This window comes from Streptomyces sp. NRRL F-525 (assembly GCF_000716605.1).
Classification (GTDB): Bacteria; Actinomycetota; Actinomycetes; order Streptomycetales; family Streptomycetaceae; genus Streptomyces.
Window position 1 is genome coordinate 110,375 of sequence record NZ_JNXE01000029.1, and the last position, 20,460, is coordinate 130,834.

At 70.4% G+C, this 20,460-nt stretch carries 18 protein-coding genes; 13 read left to right on the forward strand and 5 right to left on the reverse strand.

Annotated elements, in window-relative coordinates; genetic code table 11:
• Positions 1–49: 49 nt before the first annotated feature.
• Positions 50–808 carry an SDR family NAD(P)-dependent oxidoreductase gene (locus tag OO69_RS33320; protein WP_033284593.1) on the forward strand — a complete coding sequence of 253 codons (759 nt, stop codon included), beginning with the start codon at positions 50–52 and terminating at the stop codon, positions 806–808.
• Positions 809–937: 129 nt separating this feature from the next.
• Positions 938–2,239, forward strand: coding sequence for a M14 family zinc carboxypeptidase (locus OO69_RS33325; RefSeq protein WP_051801345.1), 1,302 nt, complete (start codon positions 938–940; stop codon positions 2,237–2,239).
• 34 nt (positions 2,240–2,273) lie between these two features.
• Here OO69_RS33325 and pepN read toward each other — a convergent pair whose 3' ends face one another.
• Positions 2,274–4,850 (reverse strand): aminopeptidase N, encoded by a 2,577-nt coding sequence (pepN, locus tag OO69_RS33330; protein ID WP_033284594.1) that lies wholly within the window; start codon positions 4,848–4,850, stop codon positions 2,274–2,276.
• Positions 4,851–4,962: 112 nt separating this feature from the next.
• Between pepN and OO69_RS33335 the strand changes: the two genes are divergently transcribed.
• The gene (locus tag OO69_RS33335) at positions 4,963–5,436 is read left to right on the forward strand and encodes a DUF1203 domain-containing protein (RefSeq protein WP_033284627.1); all 474 of its coding nucleotides are present in this window, start codon (positions 4,963–4,965) and stop codon (positions 5,434–5,436) included.
• Between the two features lie 267 nt (positions 5,437–5,703).
• Here OO69_RS33335 and OO69_RS33340 read toward each other — a convergent pair whose 3' ends face one another.
• Positions 5,704–6,720 (reverse strand): aspartate-semialdehyde dehydrogenase, encoded by a 1,017-nt coding sequence (locus OO69_RS33340; protein ID WP_033284595.1) that lies wholly within the window; start codon positions 6,718–6,720, stop codon positions 5,704–5,706.
• 314 nt (positions 6,721–7,034) lie between these two features.
• On the opposite strand from OO69_RS33340, the gene OO69_RS33345 reads away from it, so the two are divergent.
• Both OO69_RS33345 and OO69_RS33350 read left to right on the forward strand, forming a co-directional pair.
• On the forward strand, positions 7,035–7,556 hold the full coding sequence (locus tag OO69_RS33345) for a sigma-70 family RNA polymerase sigma factor (protein WP_033284596.1): 522 nt from the start codon (positions 7,035–7,037) through the stop codon (positions 7,554–7,556).
• 1 nt (position 7,557) lies between these two features.
• Positions 7,558–8,295 carry a hypothetical protein gene (locus tag OO69_RS33350; RefSeq protein ID WP_033284597.1) on the forward strand — a complete coding sequence of 246 codons (738 nt, stop codon included), beginning with the start codon at positions 7,558–7,560 and terminating at the stop codon, positions 8,293–8,295.
• 61 nt (positions 8,296–8,356) lie between these two features.
• Here the strand turns inward: OO69_RS33350 and OO69_RS33355 are convergent, their stop codons facing one another.
• The gene (locus OO69_RS33355) at positions 8,357–11,650 is read right to left on the reverse strand and encodes a S8 family serine peptidase (protein ID WP_033284598.1); all 3,294 of its coding nucleotides are present in this window, start codon (positions 11,648–11,650) and stop codon (positions 8,357–8,359) included.
• A gap of 113 nt (positions 11,651–11,763) precedes the next feature.
• Positions 11,764–12,303 carry a CGNR zinc finger domain-containing protein gene (locus OO69_RS33360; RefSeq protein ID WP_033284628.1) on the reverse strand — a complete coding sequence of 180 codons (540 nt, stop codon included), beginning with the start codon at positions 12,301–12,303 and terminating at the stop codon, positions 11,764–11,766.
• 147 nt (positions 12,304–12,450) lie between these two features.
• On the opposite strand from OO69_RS33360, the gene OO69_RS33365 reads away from it, so the two are divergent.
• The 6 genes from OO69_RS33365 (at position 12,451) to OO69_RS33390 (ending at position 18,469) form a co-directional block, all read left to right on the forward strand.
• Positions 12,451–12,900, forward strand: coding sequence for a VOC family protein (locus tag OO69_RS33365; protein WP_033284599.1), 450 nt, complete (start codon positions 12,451–12,453; stop codon positions 12,898–12,900).
• An 11-nt stretch (positions 12,901–12,911) separates the two neighbouring features.
• The gene (locus OO69_RS33370) at positions 12,912–13,802 is read left to right on the forward strand and encodes a pyridoxamine 5'-phosphate oxidase family protein (RefSeq protein ID WP_033284629.1); all 891 of its coding nucleotides are present in this window, start codon (positions 12,912–12,914) and stop codon (positions 13,800–13,802) included.
• A gap of 128 nt (positions 13,803–13,930) precedes the next feature.
• Complete coding sequence (locus OO69_RS33375) at positions 13,931–14,389, forward strand: NUDIX hydrolase (protein ID WP_033284600.1); 459 nt, start codon at positions 13,931–13,933, stop codon at positions 14,387–14,389.
• A 252-nt stretch (positions 14,390–14,641) separates the two neighbouring features.
• Positions 14,642–16,414 (forward strand): TIGR03767 family metallophosphoesterase, encoded by a 1,773-nt coding sequence (locus tag OO69_RS33380; RefSeq protein WP_033284601.1) that lies wholly within the window; start codon positions 14,642–14,644, stop codon positions 16,412–16,414.
• A 78-nt stretch (positions 16,415–16,492) separates the two neighbouring features.
• Positions 16,493–17,641, forward strand: coding sequence for a serine hydrolase domain-containing protein (locus OO69_RS33385; protein WP_234444593.1), 1,149 nt, complete (start codon positions 16,493–16,495; stop codon positions 17,639–17,641).
• A 114-nt stretch (positions 17,642–17,755) separates the two neighbouring features.
• Positions 17,756–18,469: a hypothetical protein gene (locus OO69_RS33390; protein WP_033284603.1), complete on the forward strand. Its 714-nt coding sequence runs from the start codon at positions 17,756–17,758 to the stop codon at positions 18,467–18,469.
• Here the strand turns inward: OO69_RS33390 and OO69_RS33395 are convergent.
• A complete protein-coding gene (locus tag OO69_RS33395; protein WP_033284604.1) occupies positions 18,457–18,894 on the reverse strand; it encodes a hypothetical protein in 438 nt (145 codons plus the stop codon). The genes OO69_RS33390 and OO69_RS33395 overlap by 13 nt on opposite strands.
• 44 nt (positions 18,895–18,938) lie before the next feature.
• Between OO69_RS33395 and OO69_RS53615 the strand changes: the two genes are divergently transcribed.
• Both OO69_RS53615 and OO69_RS33400 read left to right on the forward strand, forming a co-directional pair.
• Positions 18,939–19,073, forward strand: coding sequence for a hypothetical protein (locus OO69_RS53615; protein ID WP_267885226.1), 135 nt, complete (start codon positions 18,939–18,941; stop codon positions 19,071–19,073).
• 154 nt (positions 19,074–19,227) lie between these two features.
• Positions 19,228–20,436, forward strand: a complete 1,209-nt coding sequence (locus tag OO69_RS33400; protein ID WP_033284605.1) for a glycosyltransferase — start codon at positions 19,228–19,230, stop codon at positions 20,434–20,436.
• Positions 20,437–20,460: the final 24 nt, after the last annotated feature.

The following is a 20,460-nucleotide window of genomic DNA, read 5'->3' on the forward strand; positions in this document are numbered from 1 at the left end:
CGTCTGTATGGCCGACTCGAACGACACCCGACCCGCAAGGAGAACCACCATGCTGCTCACCGACAAGACCGCGGTCATCTACGGCGCCGGAGGCTCGATCGGCGGCGCGGTCGCCCGTGCCTTCGCCGCCGAGGGGGCCCGCGTCCACCTCGTGGGACGCACCCGGGAGACCCTGGAGGCCGTGGCCAGTGACATCAAGGACGCCGAGGTGGCTGTCGTCGACGCCCTCGACGAGAGCGCCGTCACGGAACACCTCGCCCGCGTCGGCGACATCGACATCTCCTTCAACCTCGTCTCGCGCGGCGACGTCCAGGGACTGCCGATCACCGACATGCCCGTCGACGCCTTCCTCGCGCCGGTGATCAACGGCACCCGCGCCAACTTCATCACCGCCCGCGCCGCCGCCCGCCGGATGGCCGAGCGGGGCAGCGGTGTCGTCCTCACCCTCAACAGCGGTTCCGCGCACGGGAGTCCGATGATGGGCGGCACCGGTCCCGCCGACGCGGCGACCGACAGCCTCGTGCGCAACCTGGCGATGGAGCTGGGCCCGCGCGGGGTGCGCGCCGTAGGACTGTGGGCCGCCGGCATCCCCGAGACCCTGACCGTCGAGAAGCTCGGCAAGGTCAACCCCGACCTCAACGAGGCAGCGATCCAGGGCATCCTCGACCACCTGTCGAGCCTGCGCATGACCCGCCGCAACCCCACCCTCGCGGAGATCACCGCGACCGCCGTGTTCCTCGCCTCGGACCACGCGGCGAGCATCACCGGCACGTTCGTCAATGTCACCGGCGGGATGTTCCCGGGCTGAGGACGGGCCGGGCGGGGTCGTCCGTCCCCGGGGTCCCTCTTGACATGCCGTACCCCTGGAGCTCCCATGGGGAATTCAACAGCCCTATGGGCACGGTGAGTTGGCGTGGTGACGAAGGGGAGGGCCGGCGTGCGGACACCGCACTTCCGGGGCGCGCCGTATCCCGGCGTCGACGAACTGGAGCGGCAGGCCCGCGCGTTGGCCGCCCTGGCACCCGGGGTGCTGCGGCTGCGCGCCGTGGGGGAGAGCCGGGCCGGGCGGCCGTTGTGGCTGCTGTCGGCCGGGCACGGGGACCGGCAGTTCCTGACCGTCGCGGGCGCGCACGCCAACGAACCCGTGGGCGGGGCCTCCGCACTCCGCCTGGCACGGCTCTTCGCGCGCCGGCCGCACCACCTCCAACTCCTCGGCTGCACCTGGCACTTCCTGCTCTGCCTCGACCCGGACGGGGCGCACCTCGCGCAGGGCTGGCAGCCGGAGGAACCGGAGCCGTCCCTGGAGGAGTGCCACCGCTCCTTCTACCGGCCCGAGTTCGCCTGCCAGCCCGAGTCGATGCCGGCCCGGGGCGCGGGACGGCGGCCGCTGCCCGAGTCCGCGGCGCTGGTGCGGCTGCTCGACGAGCTGCGGCCCGCCGCCCAATTCACCCTGCACGGCATCGAGTTCGGCGGCGGCTTCGTGATGCTGACCAAGGACGTCCCGGGCGTCGCCGACGCCTTCCGGCGCACCGCGGCCCGGCTGCGCGTCCCCCTCGTCCATCACCCCCTCGACGGCCTCGACTGGCGCCCGGAACCACCCGGCGTCCTGGTACTGCCGTCGGGCCGGGGCACGGGCGAACGCGACCAGAGCGGTTTCGTCGCCGAGAGCACCTGGCTCCACCCCGGGCGCTACGGCACCCTCACCGCGCTCGTCGAGGCGCCCGCCTGGGCCGTCGCCGCGACCGGCGACCCGCGGCCCGCCGCCGACCCGGCCGGGGAGACCGCGCGGGTGAGCGAGCTGCTCCTCGACCGGACCCGGCAGCTCACGGCCGTACTCGACGGGCGGGCGCTCGACGGTGTGCCCGAGGAGCTGAGACCGCTGCGGGACGCGGGGCTGGAACTGGTCGACGTCTCGCCGTCCATCGCCGGCACCTGGGCCGCCGAGGAACTCCCCGCGCACGAGGGCCACTTCGCGACCCTGGGCGTCTCCGCCCGCCGGGTCCCGCTGCGCGCTGCGGCCATGCTGCGCCGCGCCCTCGCCCGCACCGACCCCGACGCCGCCGAGACCCTCGGGAACCTGGTGCACGAGTGGTGCCAGGAACTGCGGAAGTCCTACGACCCGCGGTGGGTGCCCGTGGCCGTACAGACCGGGCTGCACCTGAGGACGATGCTGGACACCGCGCGGCTGCTGGGCACCGAGGGCGAGTACGCGGAGGGCGGGTACACGGAGGGCGGGTGACCTGGTTGGTCACCCGCCCTCCGTCTGGTCCTGCCTAGTGGTCGGCGGCCGCGTCCGCGGCCTGTGCCTTGAGCGCGCGCTCCACGCCCGAGCGGGACTCCGAGACCAGGCGGCGCAGGGCCGCGTTGGGCTCGGCGGTCGTCAGCCAGGCGTCCGTGCGGTCCAGGGTGTCCTGGGAGACCTGGACCGACGGGTAGAGGCCGATCGCGATCTGCTGGGCGATCTCGTGCGAGCGGGTGTCCCAGGCCTCCTTGACGGCGGCGAAGTACTTCTCCGTGTACGGCGCCAGCAGTTCACGCTGGTCCGTCTGCACGAAGCCCGAGATCACCGCTTCCTGAAGGGCGTTGGGGAGCTTGTCGGACTCGACGACCTGCGCCCAGGCCTCCGCCTTCGCCTCCTCGGTCGGACGGGCGGCACGGGCGGTCGCGGCGTGCCGCTCACCGGCGGCCGTCTTGTCCCGCTCGTGCTCCGAGGCGATGTCCTCCTCGTCGAAGTGCCCGACCGCCACGAGCCGCTCGACGAACGCCCAGCGCAGCTCGGTGTCGACGGCCAGACCCTCGATCGTCGTCGCGCCGTCCAGCAGGGAGTCCAGCAGGTCCACCTGCTCCGGGGTGCGCGCGGTCGCCGCGAACGCCCGCGCCCAGGCCAGCTGGTGGTCGCTGCCCGCCTCGGCGGACCGCAGGTGCGCCAGCGTGGCGTCGGTCCAGCGGGTGAGCAGGGCGTCACGGGCGGCCGGGTCGGCGTACAGCTCGATCGCCAGCTTCACCTGCCGCTGGAGCGACTGCACGACGCCGATGTCGGACTCCTTGCCGATGCCCGACAGGACGAGCGACAGGTAGTCACGGGTGGGGAGTTCGGCGTCCCGTGTCATGTCCCAGGCCGAGGCCCAGCACAGGGCGCGGGGCAGCGAGGACTCGAAGTCGCCGAGGTGCTCGGTGACGAACGCGAGGGACTGCTCGTCGAGACGGACCTTCGCGTACGACAGGTCGTCGTCGTTGAGCAGGACGACGTCCGGACGACGCTTGCCCACCAGCTGCGGTACGGCGGTGAGTTCGCCGTCCACGTCCAGCTCGACGCGCTCGTCGCGCACCAACTTGCCGGTGCTCTCGTCGAGTTCGTAGAGGCCGACCGCGATGCGGTGCGGGCGGAGCGTCGGCTCGCCCTTCGCACCGGCGGGCAGGGCCGGGGCCTCCTGCCGGATCGCGAACGCGGTGATGACACCGTCCGCGTCCGTCTCGATCTCGGGGCGCAGGATGTTGATGCCGGCGGTCTGCAGCCACGCCTTCGACCAGGTGCTCAGGTCACGGCCGGAGGTCTCCTCCAGCGCGCCGAGCAGGTCGGACAGGCGGGTGTTGCCGTACGCGTGCCGCTTGAAGTACGCCTGCACGCCCGCGAAGAACTCGTCCATGCCGACGTACGCGACGAGCTGCTTCAGGACGCTCGCGCCCTTGGCGTACGTGATGCCGTCGAAGTTGACGAGGACGTCGTCCAGGTCGCGGATCTCGGCCATGATCGGGTGCGTGGACGGGAGTTGGTCCTGCCGGTACGCCCAGGTCTTCATCGAGTTGGCGAACGTGGTCCACGAGTGCGGCCAGCGCGAGTCGGGGGCGTAGGCCTGGCAGGCGATGGAGGTGTACGTGGCGAACGACTCGTTCAGCCACAGGTCGTTCCACCACTCCATGGTCACGAGGTCGCCGAACCACATGTGGGCCAGCTCGTGCAGGATGGTCTCCGCGCGGACCTCGTACGCGGCGTCGGTCACCTTGGACCGGAACACGTACTGGTCGCGGATGGTCACCGCGCCCGCGTTCTCCATCGCGCCCGCGTTGAACTCCGGGACGAACAGCTGGTCGTACTTCTTGAAGGGGTACGCGTAGGCGAACTTCTCCTGGAACCAGTCGAATCCCTGCCGCGTGACCTCGAAGATCGCGTCCGAGTCGAGGAACTCGGCGAGCGAGGGCCGGCAGTAGATGCCCAGCGGCACGCTCTGCCCGTCCTTCTCGTACACGCTGTGGACGCTGTGGTACGGCCCGACGATCAGCGCGGTGATGTACGTCGAGATGCGTGGCGTCGGCTCGAACACCCAGGTGTCGTCCCGGGGTTCGGGCGTCGGGGAGTTGGAGACGACGGTCCAGCCGGAGGGCGCCTTCACGGTGAACTGGAAGGTCGCCTTGAGGTCGGGCTGCTCGAAGGAGGCGAAGACCCTTCGCGCGTCCGGCACCTCGAACTGGGTGTAGAGGTACGCCTGTTGGTCGACGGGGTCGACGAACCGGTGCAGCCCCTCACCGGTGTTGGTGTAGGCGCAGTCGGCGACGACGCGCAGGACGTTGGGCCCCTCCAGCAACCCGGCCAGCGCGATCCGCGAGTCCTTGAAGACCTCGTCGGGGTCGAGCGGGTCGCCGTTCAGCGTCACCTCGTGGACGGCCGGGGCGACCAGGTCGATGAAGGACTCGGTGCCGCCCTCCGTCACGTCGAAGCGCACCGTCGTCGCGGACCTGTAGGTCCCGCCCTCCTGCGCGCCGGAGAGGTCGAGATCGATCTCGTACGAGTCAACGGTGAGCAGCGTTGCCCGCTGCTGCGCCTCTTCGCGAGTCAGGTTTGTGCCAGGCACGCGGTCATCTCCTCGTTATGTGTGGGTTGCGCCATCCTTCCACGGGAGCCGACGGAAGCGCGATGTCCGTATCCCGCCGGTGAGCGGGGCGGACGAGCGCGAACCTGGGTTCATGACGACGTACACGGCACGACCCGTCGACCCGACGGCCCTGAAGGAGCTGCGCTCTGCTGACGATGCGGGACGCGGAATGGTTCCCTACCCGGACGAGGAGGGCGGCGCTCCGCTCCGCTGCTGCCTGCGCCGCAGCGCGCCCGGCGAGCGGATCGCCCTGGTCTCGTACGCTCCGCTGCGGCGCTGGGCTGCGGAAACGGGGGTCGAGCCGGGGGCGTACGACGAGCGGGGGCCGGTGTTCGTCCACGCGGAGGAGTGCGGGGGGCCTGCGGCCGGCTCCGGGTATCCCTTCGCGGGGGCCCACCGGGTGCTGCGCCGCTACTCGGCCGAGGGGTACATCCTGGGCGGCGAGCTGGTCGACGCCCTCGACGACGAGGCCTTCGACCGGGCCTTCGCGGATCCGGCGGTGGTTCTCGTCCACGTCCGGGCGGTCGAGTACGGCTGCTTCTTCTTCGAGGTACGCAGGGCGTGACCCCCTGGGGGCTCCGCCCCCAGCCCCCCATCGGCCCTGAAGGGGCCTCGTCCTCAAACGCCGGACGGGCTGAAAACAGCCCCTCCGGAGTCCAAGGCGCGGGGCCCGAAATCAGCCCCCCGGCGTTCGAGGCGCGGGCCCCAAACCCAGCCCCTCCGGCGTTTGAGGAGCGGGGGTCCGGGGGCTGGCCCCCGTGTCGGGGTTGAAGGGGCGGAGCCCCTGGGGGATGGGACGGGTAGGGGCGGCGGGGGCGAAAAACTCCCGGGGTCAGCCCTTGAGTTCCGCTGCCACCAGCTCCGCGATCTGTACCGCGTTCAGCGCAGCGCCCTTGCGGAGGTTGTCGTTGGAGATGAACAGCGCGAGCCCGTGCTCGACCGTCTCGTCCGCGCGGATACGGCCGACGTAGGACGGATCCTGCCCGGCCGCCTGGAGGGGGGTCGGGATGTCCGTGAGGGCTACGCCCGGGGCGCCGCCGAGCAGTTCCGTCGCGCGCTCGACCGAGATGGGGCGGGCGAAACGGGCGTTGACCTGGAGGGAGTGCCCCGAGAAGACCGGGACGCGGACGCAGGTGCCGGAGACCTTCAGCTCCGGGATCTCCAGGATCTTGCGGGACTCGCTGCGGAGCTTCTGCTCCTCGTCGGTCTCGTGCAGGCCGTCGTCGACGATCGACCCGGCGAGGGGCAGCACGTTGAACGCGATGGGGCGCTTGTAGACCTGCGGCTCCGGGAAGTCGACCGCCGAACCGTCGTGCGTGAGCTTGTCCGCGTCGGCGACGACCTTCAACGCCTGCCCGTGCAGCTCCGCCACACCGGAGAGCCCCGACCCCGACACCGCCTGGTACGTGGCGACGACCAGCGCCTCGAGCCCCGCCTCCGCGTGCAACGGCTTCAGCACCGGCATCGCGGCCATCGTCGTGCAGTTCGGGTTGGCGATGATGCCCTTGGGCCGGTCGACGATCGCGTGCGGGTTCACCTCCGAGACGACCAGCGGAACCTGCGGGTCCTTGCGCCAGGCGGAGGAGTTGTCGATGACGACCGCACCCTGCGCGGCGACCTTCTCGGCCAGCACCTTCGACGTCGCGCCGCCCGCCGAGAACAGCACGATGTCCAGCCCGGAGTAGTCCGCGGTCGCCGCGTCCTCCACCGTCACGCCGTCCAGGACCGTCCCCGCCGAACGGGCCGAGGCGAACAGACGCAGCTCGGTCACGGGGAAGTCCCGCTCCACGAGGATCCTGCGCATGACCGTGCCGACCTGACCGGTGGCTCCGACGATTCCGACCTTCACGGCGACTCCCTTTACGTGCGTTCTACGTGGTCCAGCGCTTCCATGATGCGTCTCACCCGTGCCCGCGTGTCCAATCCTTTCGCCGCCCGGCCCGAGGAGTGGGACGCGCCACCCGACCGCCCCCGGCCCGATCCTGCGGCGACGGCTCCGCGCGCTGCGAGAAATCCGCCCCGCACCGGCCCCGGACCGCAAGCCGTCCCGCCCGCCGGTGTGATCCACGCCTCCGTCCGCCGCCGCGGAAAACTCCTCCGCGCCCGGCCGAACGTTTCCGCCCCCTCCCGCGTCGTAGAGGAAACGCGGTGAGGGGGTGGCTTGTGCTGCGCAGAAAGGCCCGCCGGGTCCAGGAGGACGCCGATCCTCTGGACGCGGCCCAGGAACGCCGGGTACGGGCGGTGCTCGCGCTCGGCGGGGTGCCGCAGGCGGATCTGCCGGACGGCGTCCAGCAGGTACGGCTGCGGCTGCTGGAGCGCGCGGCGAAGGGCGACGAGGCCCCGCGCGACGTCTCGGCGTGGGCGGCGGTCGTCGCCTCCAACCTCGCCATGGACTGGCACCGCGCCAAGCGCCGCCAGGAACGGGTGGGGGAGCGCCTCGCCTCCCTGCGCCAGCTGGAGCACCCCTCCGGCGAGGACACGAGCGTCCTGTCCCTGGCGGTGGCCCAGGGCCTGGACGAACTGCCCGACCAGCACCGTCAGGTTCTCGTCCTGCGCTTCTTCGCCGACCTCCCCGTGCGCGGGATCGCCGAGGAACTCGGCATCCCGGAAGGCACGGTCAAGAGCCGGCTGCACTCCGCGGTCCGCGCCCTGCGCGACCGCCTGCACGAGGACGAGGTGGTGTGACGTGGCTGCCGAGTACGACGGCGTGGACGCGCTGATGGCCGCGATCACGGACGAACCGTTGCCGCGAGGTGCGGAAGCGGACACCGAGTTCATGGCCGAGCACCGGGTCGCCACCGCCGAAGTGGCGTTGCTGCGCGAGCAGTTGGGAATCATCGGGCAGGCACTGTCGGCACCCCCGGCGCCCGAACCCGTGACCAGGCCCCGCCCGGCCCGCCGCCGTCCCGCCCTGCGCGTCCTCGCCTACGGCACCCTCGCGACGGCGGTCGTCGCCACGATGATCACCGGGCTCGCCTGGCTGGGGGCGCACAACGGAGTCTCGGGCGGCGCGGCGAGCAACAGCGCGGACCAGGGGGCGAAGACCGGCTCCGGCTCGACGCAGGACAAGGCGCCGGAGGCTTCGGGCGAGCTGTCCGACCCGGAGCTGTACGTGGCCTGCTCCCGCCTCATCGTCGAGGGGACGGTGACCGGGGTGCGGCCGGGCTCCGACCCCCGGAAACGGATCACGCTCGCCGTCACCCGCTCCTACCGGCCCGCCCACGGCCCGGCCGACGTCACGGTCGTCCTGGCCGCGGGGGCACAGCCGGCGCCGCGCCAGGGGCAGCACGTGCTGGTCGGGGTCCCGAAGGGCTCGGACACGGCGACCCTCTGGGCCGTGGGCGACGACGCGGTCGCCACGGACAGCGCCGCGATCGTCGAGGCGCTGGCCGGGCCCGGCACCACCACCTGCCCGACCGGCTGACAGGAAAGGGGCGGGCGCCCGCACGGACGCCCGCCCCCTCACCGTCGTATCCCTGTCAGGGCTACGACGTGACCTTCTCGATCTTCACGCTGCCCAGCCCCGCGACCGTGCCGTGGGCGTTGACCAGCTGGACCTGGCCGAAGAACTCGCGTCCCTCGGGGGCCGGGGCCAGGGCGGTGACGCTGCCGGAGACGGTCGCCGAGGCGCCCGTGGCGAGCTTCACCGGGGTCGAACCGTCGACGGTCACCGTGCCGAGCGCCGGGGAGAAGAACACGTCCCGGTAGTCGTACGCGGTGGACCCGGACGGCACCGAGTAGCCCACGACCTCGACCGTGTACGTACCGGCGGCCGGGTTGGCGATGGAGACGGACTCCTCCGAGTCGCCGTCGGCGGAGGTGCCGACGACGGTCCCGGCGGCGTTCTTCACCGTCAGGTCCAGGTCCGCCGCCGTGTCCGACACGTTGCCGATCGCGACGTCCAGGGACGTGGCGCCGGCCGGGACATCGACCGTGGTGGTCTGGGTGACGCCCTCGGTGATGGTGGGCCGCGCGGTCAGCGAGGAGCCGAGCGGGCCGCCCTTCAACGTGCCGGTGAGGGCCGCGTAGTTGTTGGTCACCTTCCACGAGGCGGTGGCCGGGACGCCGACCTTCGCCTCGGGCACGGTCACGGTCTCCGGGTCGAAGGCCGCGCCGAGGACGGTGGCGTCCAGCTTGTACGGGTTGTCGAGCAGCGGCGAGGTGCGGCGCGCCTCGACCTCGATCTCCCAGACGCCGGCCTGCGGGTCCGCGTACGACCGCACGTCGGGCTTGCAGCCGTTGCCGTCGAGGTAGTTGTTGTAGCAGTACGGGGTGCCGGTGTCCTCGACCGGAACGCCGTACGGGTGGATCGAGATGAACCGCGTCTGGCTCTTGTCCTTCAGCCCGCTGATGGCGACCTCAAGGGCCTTGGCGCCCGCCGGGACGGTCACGAAGTACGACTGCGTGCTGTTGCGCTGCACCGAACTCGCGGTGGAGTAGGTGTAGTTGACGGGAGTCGAGACCACGACCGTCGTGAGGATCTGCTTGTCCAGGCCCTCGGTCTTCGGGTCGTCGACCTCCAGGATCGCGCTCTTGATGCCCGAACTCCTGGGCGCCGCCTGCACCTTGACCGTCACCGGCTGGTTCAGCGGGAGCTTGACCTCGTCCGAGCCGACGATCCGGAAGGTGTCACCGGCGTTGTTCTCGAAGTGCAGCTCGTGCCGAACCGCCTTGTCCGCACCGGTGGTTCGCGTGATCGTGATGTCGTACGTCTTCTTCGCGCCGGCCTTGAGGCCGCCCTCGCGGTCGTACAGTCCCGTGCCGAAGCCCGGGGTCTTCAGCGCGTAGTCGATCGCCGTGTCGACGGGAGCCTTCACCGTGTACTCGTGGGCGCTCGCGCCGTCCTTGATGGACTTCCACGCGTCCACGATGTTGATGAGGCCCGCGCCCTCCTCGTAGGCCTGAACACCCTTGATGTGATCGGCCGTCGAGGTCAGCGCCGTGCGCAGGGTCGCCGGGGTGAGGGCGATGTGCTTCTGCTTCGCGGCGCTCAGCAGCAGCGCCGAGGCGCCCGCCGCCTGCGGGGAGGCCATCGAGGTGCCCTGGAGCATCGAGTAGCCGGCCGGCAGCGTGTAACCCGCCTCGGCGACCGGGGAACCCGGCAGCCAGGTCTGGGTCGAGTTGATCGCGGCGCCGGGCGCGACGAGCGTCGGCGTGAAGCCGCCGTCCTCACGCGGACCGCGCGAGGAGAACGGCAGCAGCTGGTACGAAGTCGCCACCTGCGAGCCGTAGTTGGCCGCCCAGGTCTGCTTCGAGATCGAGGCGCCGACCGAGATCACCTTGTCGGCCAGGCCGGGGTCGCCGATCGTGTTGGCGCCCGGACCGGAGTTGCCGGCCGAGATCACGAGCTGCACGCCGTACGTGTCGATGAGGCGCGTGTAGAGCTCGGCGCGCGCGTTGTTGCCGTCGTTCAGCGCGGGCAGGCCGCCGATCGACATGTTGACGATGTCGACACCGCGGTTGGCGACGAGGTCGATCATGCCCTCGGTGAGCGCCACGTTGGTGCAGCCGCCGGTCCAGGTGCAGGCACGCGAGGAGACGAGCTTCGCGCCGGGCGCCTCGCCGTTCATCTTGCCGCCGAACAGGCCGTTGGCCGCGGTGATGCCGGCGACGTGCGTGCCGTGCTCGGACTCGATGACACCGATGTTGACGAAGTCCGCGGTCTTGCCGACCCAGGACCCGCCGTACGGGTCCATGGGGACGTCCTTGCTGATCTGCACGACGAACGGCTGCCGCTCGACGACGTCCGTCGCCGGGTTGTCGGTCCCGAAGTAGCCGATCTGGTAGCCGTCCTTGTACGGCTTCATCGGGGTGTCGTCGCTGAAGTTCTGGTTGTTGTTCAGGTCGACCGTCACCGTGCCGGCCGCCGGGTCGTACAGGACACCCCACGCGTCGGTGGTGTCACCGTCACGGTTCGCGTCGCCCTTCGCGTCACCGCCGGTGGTGTACGACTCCTTGAACGTGCTGATCTCGTACGACCCCGCGGGCGCCGTCCAACTCGTGCCGCCGTAGGTGAAGTCGGGGCCGGAGACGGCCGTCACCATCGGGCGCCAGGTCTGGTCGCCGTCGACGATCGGGTCGGTCGAGGTGACCCAGTCGACGATCTTACGCTCGCCGGTGGTGGTCTTCTGCAGCGCCGGGTGGCCGAGGTCGACGCCGGAGTCGAGGATGCCGATCGTGATGCCGCGGCCGTCCGCCTTCGGGTTCTTCTTCACGAAGTCGACGGCGCCCGTCTCGAAGGACGGGTTGTACGGGTTCTCGGCGGGGGTGCTCTTGCTCGGCCCGGAGTAAGTGGTCGCGCTGGACGCGTTCTTGGCGCCCTTCGCGGTGTCCGCGCTCGGCGTCGGATCGTCGAGGGCGATCTCCTGCCGCAGGTCGATGGCCTGCACCGAGGACAGCTTCGCGGCGGCGGCGATCGCCGAGTCGGCCTTGCCGGTCGGGACGGTGGCGCGGACGTAGCCGAGCTTGTCGTAGGTGCGGCCCACGGAGCCGCCCTTGACCGCGTCCAGCTGCTGGGCGACCTGCTCGGTCGCGCCCGGCGCGGTGGCGATCATCATCGTGACGTTCTTGTCGCCGTCGGCCTTGGCCGTGGCGAGCAGGTCGGCGTCGTCCGAACCGAGCTTGGCGGCGGCGGACTTGATGCTCGGGTCCGCGGAGGTGGTGGCGGACGGTGAGTCGGCGGAGAAGGCCATGGGTATCGGCCCGGCCGCGGAGAGCGCGGCGACGAGACCGGCGGCCACGGATATCCGGGCCACGCGTCTCTGGTGGGAGAGGGTCATCGGCATCCCTTGTAGGTGAAGAATCCAGTGCCGGACGAGGGCACAGCTTTACCCAAGGGACGGTTGTTTGGGAAGTGTTGACCGAAACGCTATGAACGTATGGGGAAAACCCCCTATTCGTTCCCGTGGTTCGAACGGGCGTAGTGACGGGACGCCTTCGCGCGGTTGCCGCAGGCCGCCATCGAGCACCAGCGGCGGGTGCCGTTCCGCGACGTGTCGAAGAAGCGCAGGATGCAGGCCTCGTGGGCGCAGCGGCGGATGCGGTCCGGGGCGGTGGAGAGCAGCTCCAGATAACTGCGGGCGGCGAGCCAGCCGGGCCCCCACCTGGGGTCCTGGAACTCCGGCACCTCGCCGGGCCCGTCGGCGGTGAGGGTGGCGCGGATGCGTCCCATGCCGAGCACGCCGTCGAGGTCGTCCGTGCGGCCGTCGTCGAGGGCCGTCTTCAGCGCGCCGCGCGCGATGTTGACGTGCGTCAGGGTGATCGTGTCGGCCGCGAACCGCCCGTCGAGCCCGTTCGACGCGAGCCACACGGCGAGCCCGCCCGGGACCGTGAGCAGATCCTGTACGGCCCCGTCCCGCATCCACCACGTGTTGAGCAGGTCGAGCGCGAGCGGCTCGCCGATGAGCGGCCGCGGGTCCTCGGTGAGGGGCATCGGCTTCGTCTTCGACTTCGACGTGGGCTTCGGCATATCGGGTGCCTCTCTTCTGATCTAACCGGTCAAGAGTACGTGACCGGTTGACCCTCACCGATTCTAACCACTAAAGTCATCGACAACGGTTATGTCAGCGAAGGGCTTCCCATGACCCCGCACCTCGGCCACATCGGCCTGAACGTCACCGACCTCGACCGCTCCCTCGCCTTCTACCGCGACGTCCTCGGCTTCGCGGTCCTCACCGAGGGCAAGGAGGACGACCGCCGGTACGCGTTCCTGGGCGACGGCGACGACGCCCGCCCCGTCCTCACTCTCTGGCAGCAGGCGCAGGGGCCGTACACCGCCGACCACGCCGGACTGCACCACCTGGCGTTCGCGGCCGACTCGATCGAGCGCGTCCGCCACTACGAGGAGGCGCTCAAGGCGTACGGCGCCGAGTTCGCGTACGAGGGCGTGGTCGCCCACCGCGAGGGCGCGGCCTCCGGCGGCATCTTCTTCCACGACCCGGACGGCACCCGCCTGGAGATCTCGGTGCCGACCGGCGCGGAGGACGCCCCGGTCCCCGACGCCGAGGCCCCGACCTGCGGCTTCTTCTAGCCATGGACGCCATGAGCGCCTATCACGAGGGCTCCCGCGCTGTGCAGGACCGGGTAGGGGTACGTGAACTCGCCGACCACGTCGGCCAGATCATCGGCCAGGGCATCAAACCGGTGGCCGCCGCGTTCCTCGAACTCCAGCCCCTCCTGATCCTGGGCGCGGCAGACCCGGCAACGGGCAAGGTATGGGCCTCCCCACTCACCGGCACCCCCGGCTTCGTCCACGCGACGGGCCCGCACCAGATTTCGATCACCGGCGCCACCCGTCCCACCGACCCCCTCACCCCGGCCCTAGCCGAGGCGCGGGACCTCCCGGTCGGCACGATCGCCCTGGACCCCCGCACCCGCCGCCGTATGAGAGTGGACGGCCAACTCCGCCGCACGGCAAGGGGATTGGCGATCGAGGCGGAGCGGGTCTTCTCCAACTGCCCCAAATACATCCAACGGAGAGAGTCCTACGAGACGGTCGCGCCCCGCGAACCCGAGCGCCCCCGGCACACCACCGAACTGACTCCTACGCAGGCCGAGTTCATCACGAAGGCCGACACCTTCTTCCTGGCCACCGTCCACGAACACGGCGCCGACGCCAGCCACCGGGGCGGCAACCCCGGCTTCGTACAAGCGACTTCACCCCACGAGCTGACCTGGCCTGACTACACGGGCAACGCCATGTTCCTCAGCCTCGGCAACCTCCACACCGACCCCCGCGCCGGCCTCCTCTTCCTGGACTGGACGACGGGTACAACACTCCAACTCACCGGCGAGGCAAGGACGGAGTTCGACGGTGAGGGAAAGCGCAGGGTGCGTTTCACTCTGACCGAGGTAGTGGAGACCCCCGCAGCACTCCCCCTCCGCTGGTCCGCCCCCGAATACTCCCCTGCCAACCCAACCCCGGCGAGATAAGCGCCCTAAAGGGGCGCGGGGCTGTATCGATTTGCGGCTCCGCCGCGTGGGCGCGACCAGCCCCAACGGCGCCGCACCCAAACAACGACCCATTGCGGCACCTCCCACAGCGCACTTAACGTCTCCGGATGCGCCAAAAGCTGAGGGTCGCCGCCTACGCCGTCTGCGTCAGGGACAGCCAACTCCTCCTGGCCCGGTCACCAGCCGAGCGCGGAGGCCACGAGTGGGTCCTCCCCGGCGGCGGCATGGACCACGGCGAACACCCGAACGACACCGTCGTAAGGGAACTGGAGGAGGAGACCGGCTACCACGTCGAGGTCACCGGCTTCCTCGGCATGGACTCCATCCACCACGTCATCCCATGGAGCTACCACCGCAAGGTGGACCAGCACGGCCTCCGCCTCGTCTACGAGGCGAAGATCGTCGGCGGCGAACTGCGCAACGAGATCGGCGGGTCCACCGACATGGCCGCCTGGCATCCACTGGACGACGTACCCGGCCTGCCCCGGGTCCGGTTGATCGACATCGCGCTACGACTGTGGCGCGAGCGTCCGGCCGCAGGACGGGTCGAACGGGTCCCGGAATAGCTTCAGTACCCCGGCAGATGAACACGGAGTAGCCGCCTCCCGGCGGCTCGACGAGCGTTCACGAACGCACAGGGGTCTTCAAGATCGACGTACGGTGATCGGCGCTACGCGTTGCCGTCTCGTTTACGCGCAGGTCATCCCCGATGCCAAGCATCCAGTACGAGCGGGAAGTTCGCGACCGCGATCGAAAACCGATCGCCGCGCACCCCCGCGACCACTGCCGACGCAGTTCGTACTCGGGGAGATCGCGCCATGTCGCGCACACGCTCTGTCGCCAGCTCCGCGCTGGGGGTCAACCGCCGTACCGTCCTCGCCGCCACCGCGGCCGTGTCCGTGTCCGCGGGCGTCGGATACGCCCTGCGGCCCACCGACAGCCAGGCCGCCACAGTCACCGCCGATGCTGCCAACGCCGCCGCCGAGGCACCCGTCGCGCACTCCCGCGTGGCACCGGCCGCACCCCTCGCGCCGTACACCAAGGGCACCACCCTCGCCACGGTCGCCGCCCCGCGCACCAGCTCCGGCTACCGCCGCCTCGGCGACGGCGCGGGCTGGAAGCGCGTCGTGCGCGGCGACCTCGCCAACGCCAAGTCCGGGCGCGCGGGCCGCCGTACGGCACTCGCGTCGTTCGTACAGTTCACCGACCTGCACCTGATGGACGTTCAGCACCCGCTGCGCCTGGAGTACCTGCGCTCGACCGACAAGCACGCGTGGCGCCCGCACGAGGCGCTGACCGTGCAGGGCGGGATCTCGCTGGTCGAGCGGGTCAACGCGCTGCGCGGCGCGCCGGTGACCGGCTCCCCGCTGCACTTCGTGATGACCACCGGCGACAACACGGACAACAACGCGAAGTCCGAGCTGGAATGGTTCATGAAGATCATGAGCGGCGGCCGGTTCACCCCCAACACCGGTGACCCGCGCCACTACGAGGGCGTCCAGAACAGCGGCCTCAAGCTGTACTGGCAGGCCGAATCCACCGTGCGCGACGGCGACAAGCAGGTCGGCTTCCCGCACCTCAAGGGCTTCCTGGCCGCCGCGATCCGCGAGGTCCGCAGCCCCGGCCTCAACCTGCCCTGGTACTCCACGGTCGGCAACCACGACGCGCTGCCGCTCGGCTGCTTCGGCTCGCACGCGGACCCGTACCTCACCGAACTCGCCATCGGCGGCAAGAAGTTGATGACCGCGACGGCGGCCGAGGCGAAGAAGCTGCAGAACTCGATCCGGGACGCCAAGGACCCCAAGGGCTCCGGCTACCGCGACTTCCTCAAGGCGCACGCCCGCTCCGCGCGCTCGATCACGCCGGACGAGAACCGCGCCCCGTACACCTCCGCCGAGTACCTCAAGGCCCACCTCGACCCGGCCTACCAGGGCCTCGGTCCGGTCGGCCACGGCTACTCCTCCGCGAACGTCGACGCGGGCACCCAGTACTACGCGTTCCGCATCGCCGATGACGTGATCGGCATCAGCCTCGACACCACGGACGCGGGCGGCCACTACGAAGGGTCCATCGGGGCAACGCAGTTGAGGTGGCTGGACAAGACGCTGCGCGACAACAAGGACTCGTACGCGGTGATCTTCAGCCACCACACCAGCAAGACGATGGACAACACCCGCCCCGACCCGGCGCACCCCACCGAGCGCCGCTACGAGGGCTCGGCGGTCATCGCCCTCCTCGGCAGCCACCCGAACGTGCTGGCCTGGGTCAACGGCCACATCCACCGCAACGTCATCACCCCGCACTCGGCGCCCGACGGCCGCAGCTTCTGGGAGATCTCGACCGCCTCGCACGTCGACTACCCCCAACTCGCCCGCGTCATCGAGCTGGTGGACAACAAGGACGGCACGCTGTCCCTCTTCACCACGCTGATCGAGTCCGCGGCCCCGCACCGCACCGACTTCTCCGACCTCACCCAGACCGGCCTCGCGGCCCTGTACCGCGAACTGTCGTACAACGCACCGGGTTCCAGCACGGTGCTGGGCGGCGACCCGAAGGACCGCAACACGGAGCTGCTCCTCAAGAAGGGCTGAAACTCACTCAACTGGCGTACATCCGGGCAACCTTGGCCACGCGTCGTCGAGTCCCTCCCCCCGACGAAGGGGGAAGACATGGGACTGAGAGTCCGTACGGCACTCATGGCGACGACGGCGGTGGCGCTGTCGGTCGCACTGGCGGGACCCGCGATGGCGGCGGAGCCGGCAGGCAAGGACCACACCGCCACTCTTACGGCCATCCAGGCGGCGATCGACATCGGCGTACCCGGCGTCACGGCGACGGTGAAGGACGACGGCACCACCTGGTCGACGACAGCCGGTGTGGGCAACCTCCGCACCGGCAAGCCCCGTTCGGCCGACGACCGCTACCGGGTGGGCAGCATCACCAAGACGTTCGTGTCGACGGTGATCCTCCAACTGGAGGCGGAGGGACGCCTGTCGCTGGACGACAAGGTGGCGAAATGGCTGCCGGGCGTGGTCGAGGGCAACGGCCACGACGGCACCAAAATCACTCTCCGCGAACTCCTCAACCACACGAGCGGCATCTTCAACTACACGGCGGACGAGGACTTCGGCACCGCGTACTTCACCAAGGACGGCTTCTTCCAGCACCGTTACGACACGAAGAGCGCGGCCGACCTGGTGGCGATCGCGATGACCCACAAGCCGGACTTCGCCCCGGGCACGTCGTGGAACTACTCCAACACGAACTACGTCCTCGCGGGGATGGTGATCCAGAAGGTCACGGGCCACTCGTACGAGACGGAGATCCGCCGCCGCATCATCAACCCCCTCCATCTGAAGGCGACTTCACTCCCCGGCGCGAGGGTCACGGTCCCGCAGCCCAGCAGCCGCGCGTACAGCAAGCTGGCAGAAACGGCGACAGGCCCGACGTACGACGTCACGAACCTGAACCCGACCATCGCTTCTTCGGCGGGCTCACTGATCTCCGACTCCTCCGACCTGGACCGCTTCTACGGCGCGCTGCTGCGGGGCGAGTTGCTCCCGGGGAAGCAGCTGAAGGAAATGAAGACGACGGTCCCGACGGGCGACGACAGCGCCGGCACCCGCTACGGCCTGGGCCTCGCCGACATCACCCTGCCCTGCGGCGTCCACGTCTGGGGCCACGACGGCGGCATCCACGGCTCGTCGTCCGTGGCGGTGACGACGGCGGACGGGAGCCATTCCCTGGCGTTCAACTTCAACGGGGACTGGTCGGGGGACGCGGGGGCGGTGGTGGTGGGGGAGTTCTGCGGGACGTGAGGCGAGGTTCGGTCGGGGGACCCGGTAGGTACGGGTACTCATGCGCGACCTGCCCGCCCCGCTGAACAGTGGCGGGTAGCGCCTCTGCGGGAGGGGTGCGAACAGGGGGAGAGCATGACCGGAACGCGCAAGACACTGTGGGGCGCGGTCGCCACCGTCGTGGTGGTGGCCGTCTCCGCGTGCTCGGCCCAGAGCCGCGCCACGAGCCCGAGGGAGGTCCGCAAACTCGCGGGCAGCGCCCAGGCGTTACAGGCCCGGGAGAGGACGGAGAGCCGCCTGCGGGGCGTGGCGCGCGCGTACGCCGAGGACACGCCCCTCGCTCTCGGCATGCTCGTCGTGCGCGACACGTGCCGGGGCGGAAGAGCGAAGCAGCTGTTCGACTCGAACGGCGACGACACCTACAAGATCAGCTGTTCGATGCAGGTCACCGCGTACTACGGCGCCGCCCCCGACCGGATCGTCTCGGTCCTCGACGGCGTACTCACCGCGGGGGACCGCACAGGGTCCGACATCCCGTTCACCAATGACGCCTACGGGGCCGTCGTCGACCGCTACCGCGACCACGCCGGTGCCCTGGAGCAGACCGAGATGTCCGCTTCGGCGCACACCCTGTCGTGGGACCCGGTACGCGACCATCAGCCACACCTGATGATCCAGGAACCGGACGCCTGCCCCGCCGTCGACCTCCCCGTGACGCGGTGCACGCGCGAACCAGAGGCCCAGACCGTCGCCGCCCTTCGCAAGCGGTACGGCATGGTGTTCAGGCTCGACCTCACCGAGCCCAAGTACTACGAGGTGTCCAAAGGGGGGAGGAGCTATACCGGTTGAGACCGCTGGATGTGCTTGACGAGGAGCAGGACGGAGCACCCGACGCAGCAGACCAGCCCCGCGTACAGCAGGGGCGAGGCCCAGGGCCACACCATCTCGGTGCTGTACCCGCTGCTCCAATGGCACTTGACGGACAGCGGGAAGCTGCCCACGTGCGTCGATGTCAGGGTGGCGTGCCCCGGGGACTGCCAGCGCACGCCGTCCGGCGTCTTCTCCGCACACAGGTCCAGCGGGTTCGTGAAGGCGAGCCCGTAGTCGGTTCCGGCCCCGTAGGCGGCGATCGCGGCCCCGCCCCCGAGCACCGCCCAACGGGCCGGCCACGAGGGCTTCTTCGCGGTCACCCACAACCCGTACGCAGCCGCCCCGAAGGCAACGAGGAAGACCGTGACCACGGGCGGTCCGAAGATCGCGAAGAAAGACACCATGTGCCTCACGACATGCCGAGCGGGGGAACGGTTCCCGGTTTCGCGTGATCGACGTATCGGACCCCGAACCGGTGTTCGCCGTGGTCCGGCAAGCCCTCGAATTCGCCGAACGGTTTCCGCGCGGAGACATCGGAAAGACGGTTCGCGTCCAGCTCGCCGTAGGCCTCCGTACCAATTGACCCCGGGATAACCAATCGGACCCAGACACGAGACGCCCAGTTCATTCGCACGAAATGTCCGTGCCGCCTCATAACGGCTAACCCGCTGTTCACGGGGATGGCTCGATTCATACGCAAGGCGGGTGGTCGTGTGCGCGCTAGACACGAGCTGCACGTGCTGTCGGTCTACGAGGGGTTCTTCTCCGGAGGAGCCCGCATCGTCCACAGCGACGTCGTACTGGGACTGGTGGAGGGCGGCCAGCACCATACGGTGCTCAGCATCCACGGAGAAGTACACCGAGAAGCAACCCGGCAGGCCATGGAGAACGACGCCTGCTACCAGCAACTGACCGCGGCCGGCGTCGGCGTCTCGACCCTCGGCCGCAGCTTCGGCGGCGGTGACGATCAGGCCACGGTGGGGTTCACCGGGCCCGAACTCGCCGACGCCGCCCGCGCCCTCGCGGACGCCGACGTCGTCCTGTCGCTCAAGGAGCAGCCGCTCTCCCTGCTGAACCAGGCGGGCCTGCCCCGCCGCCCCGTCGTCGTGTGCCTGCACCGTTCGGACCCCGAACACTCGGGCACCGCCCTCGACGAACTCAAGGCCGCCATCGCCGACGGCAAGGTCGTCGCCGCCGTCTGCTGCGCGGAGTCCACCCGCGACGCATACCAGGCCGCCGGCATCCCGCCCGAGGTCCTCCACGTCATCCCCAACGGCGTGGATCTGCTGCGCTTCCGTCCCGACCCGGCCCGGCGGCTCGCCCTCCGCGCCTCGCTCGGCATCCCGGACACCGCCCCCGTCGTCGTCTTCGCCGCCCGCTACGCCACGATGAAGAACATCCCGCTCTTCCTTCGCGCGGCCAAGGAATGGCTACGACGCGAACCCGCCGGGCATGTCCTGATGTGCGGCGCGGGCATGACCGACCACGACCAGCCCGCCCTCTCCGCCGACATCGACGAGGCCTTCGGGGAGGAGCGGGCCACGCTCACCGACCGGCTCCATCTCCTCGGCGTACGGCGGGACATGGAGACCGTCTACGCCGGGTCGGACGTCGTCGCGCTGACCTCGTCCTTCGGCGAGGCCGCACCCCTCTGCCTCATCGAGGGCATGATGTGCGGCGCCGTACCCGTCGCCACCGACGTCGGCGACAGCGCCTCCATCGTCGCCGGACACGGCATCGTCACACCCCCCGACCCGGACGCCATCGCGTCGGCCTGGACCGAGGCGGTCATCGGCCGCGCGGAGTTCGCCAAGGCCCACGCCCGCAGCCGCGAACGCTTCAGCCGTACGCGCATGATCGCCTCCTACGCCGCCCTCATGGACGGCCTGCACGCGGGACACACGACGACGAGCGCCGCCCCGCCGCCGCTGCCCGAACCCCTGTAGGACAGACATGAGGAGGGGCCACCG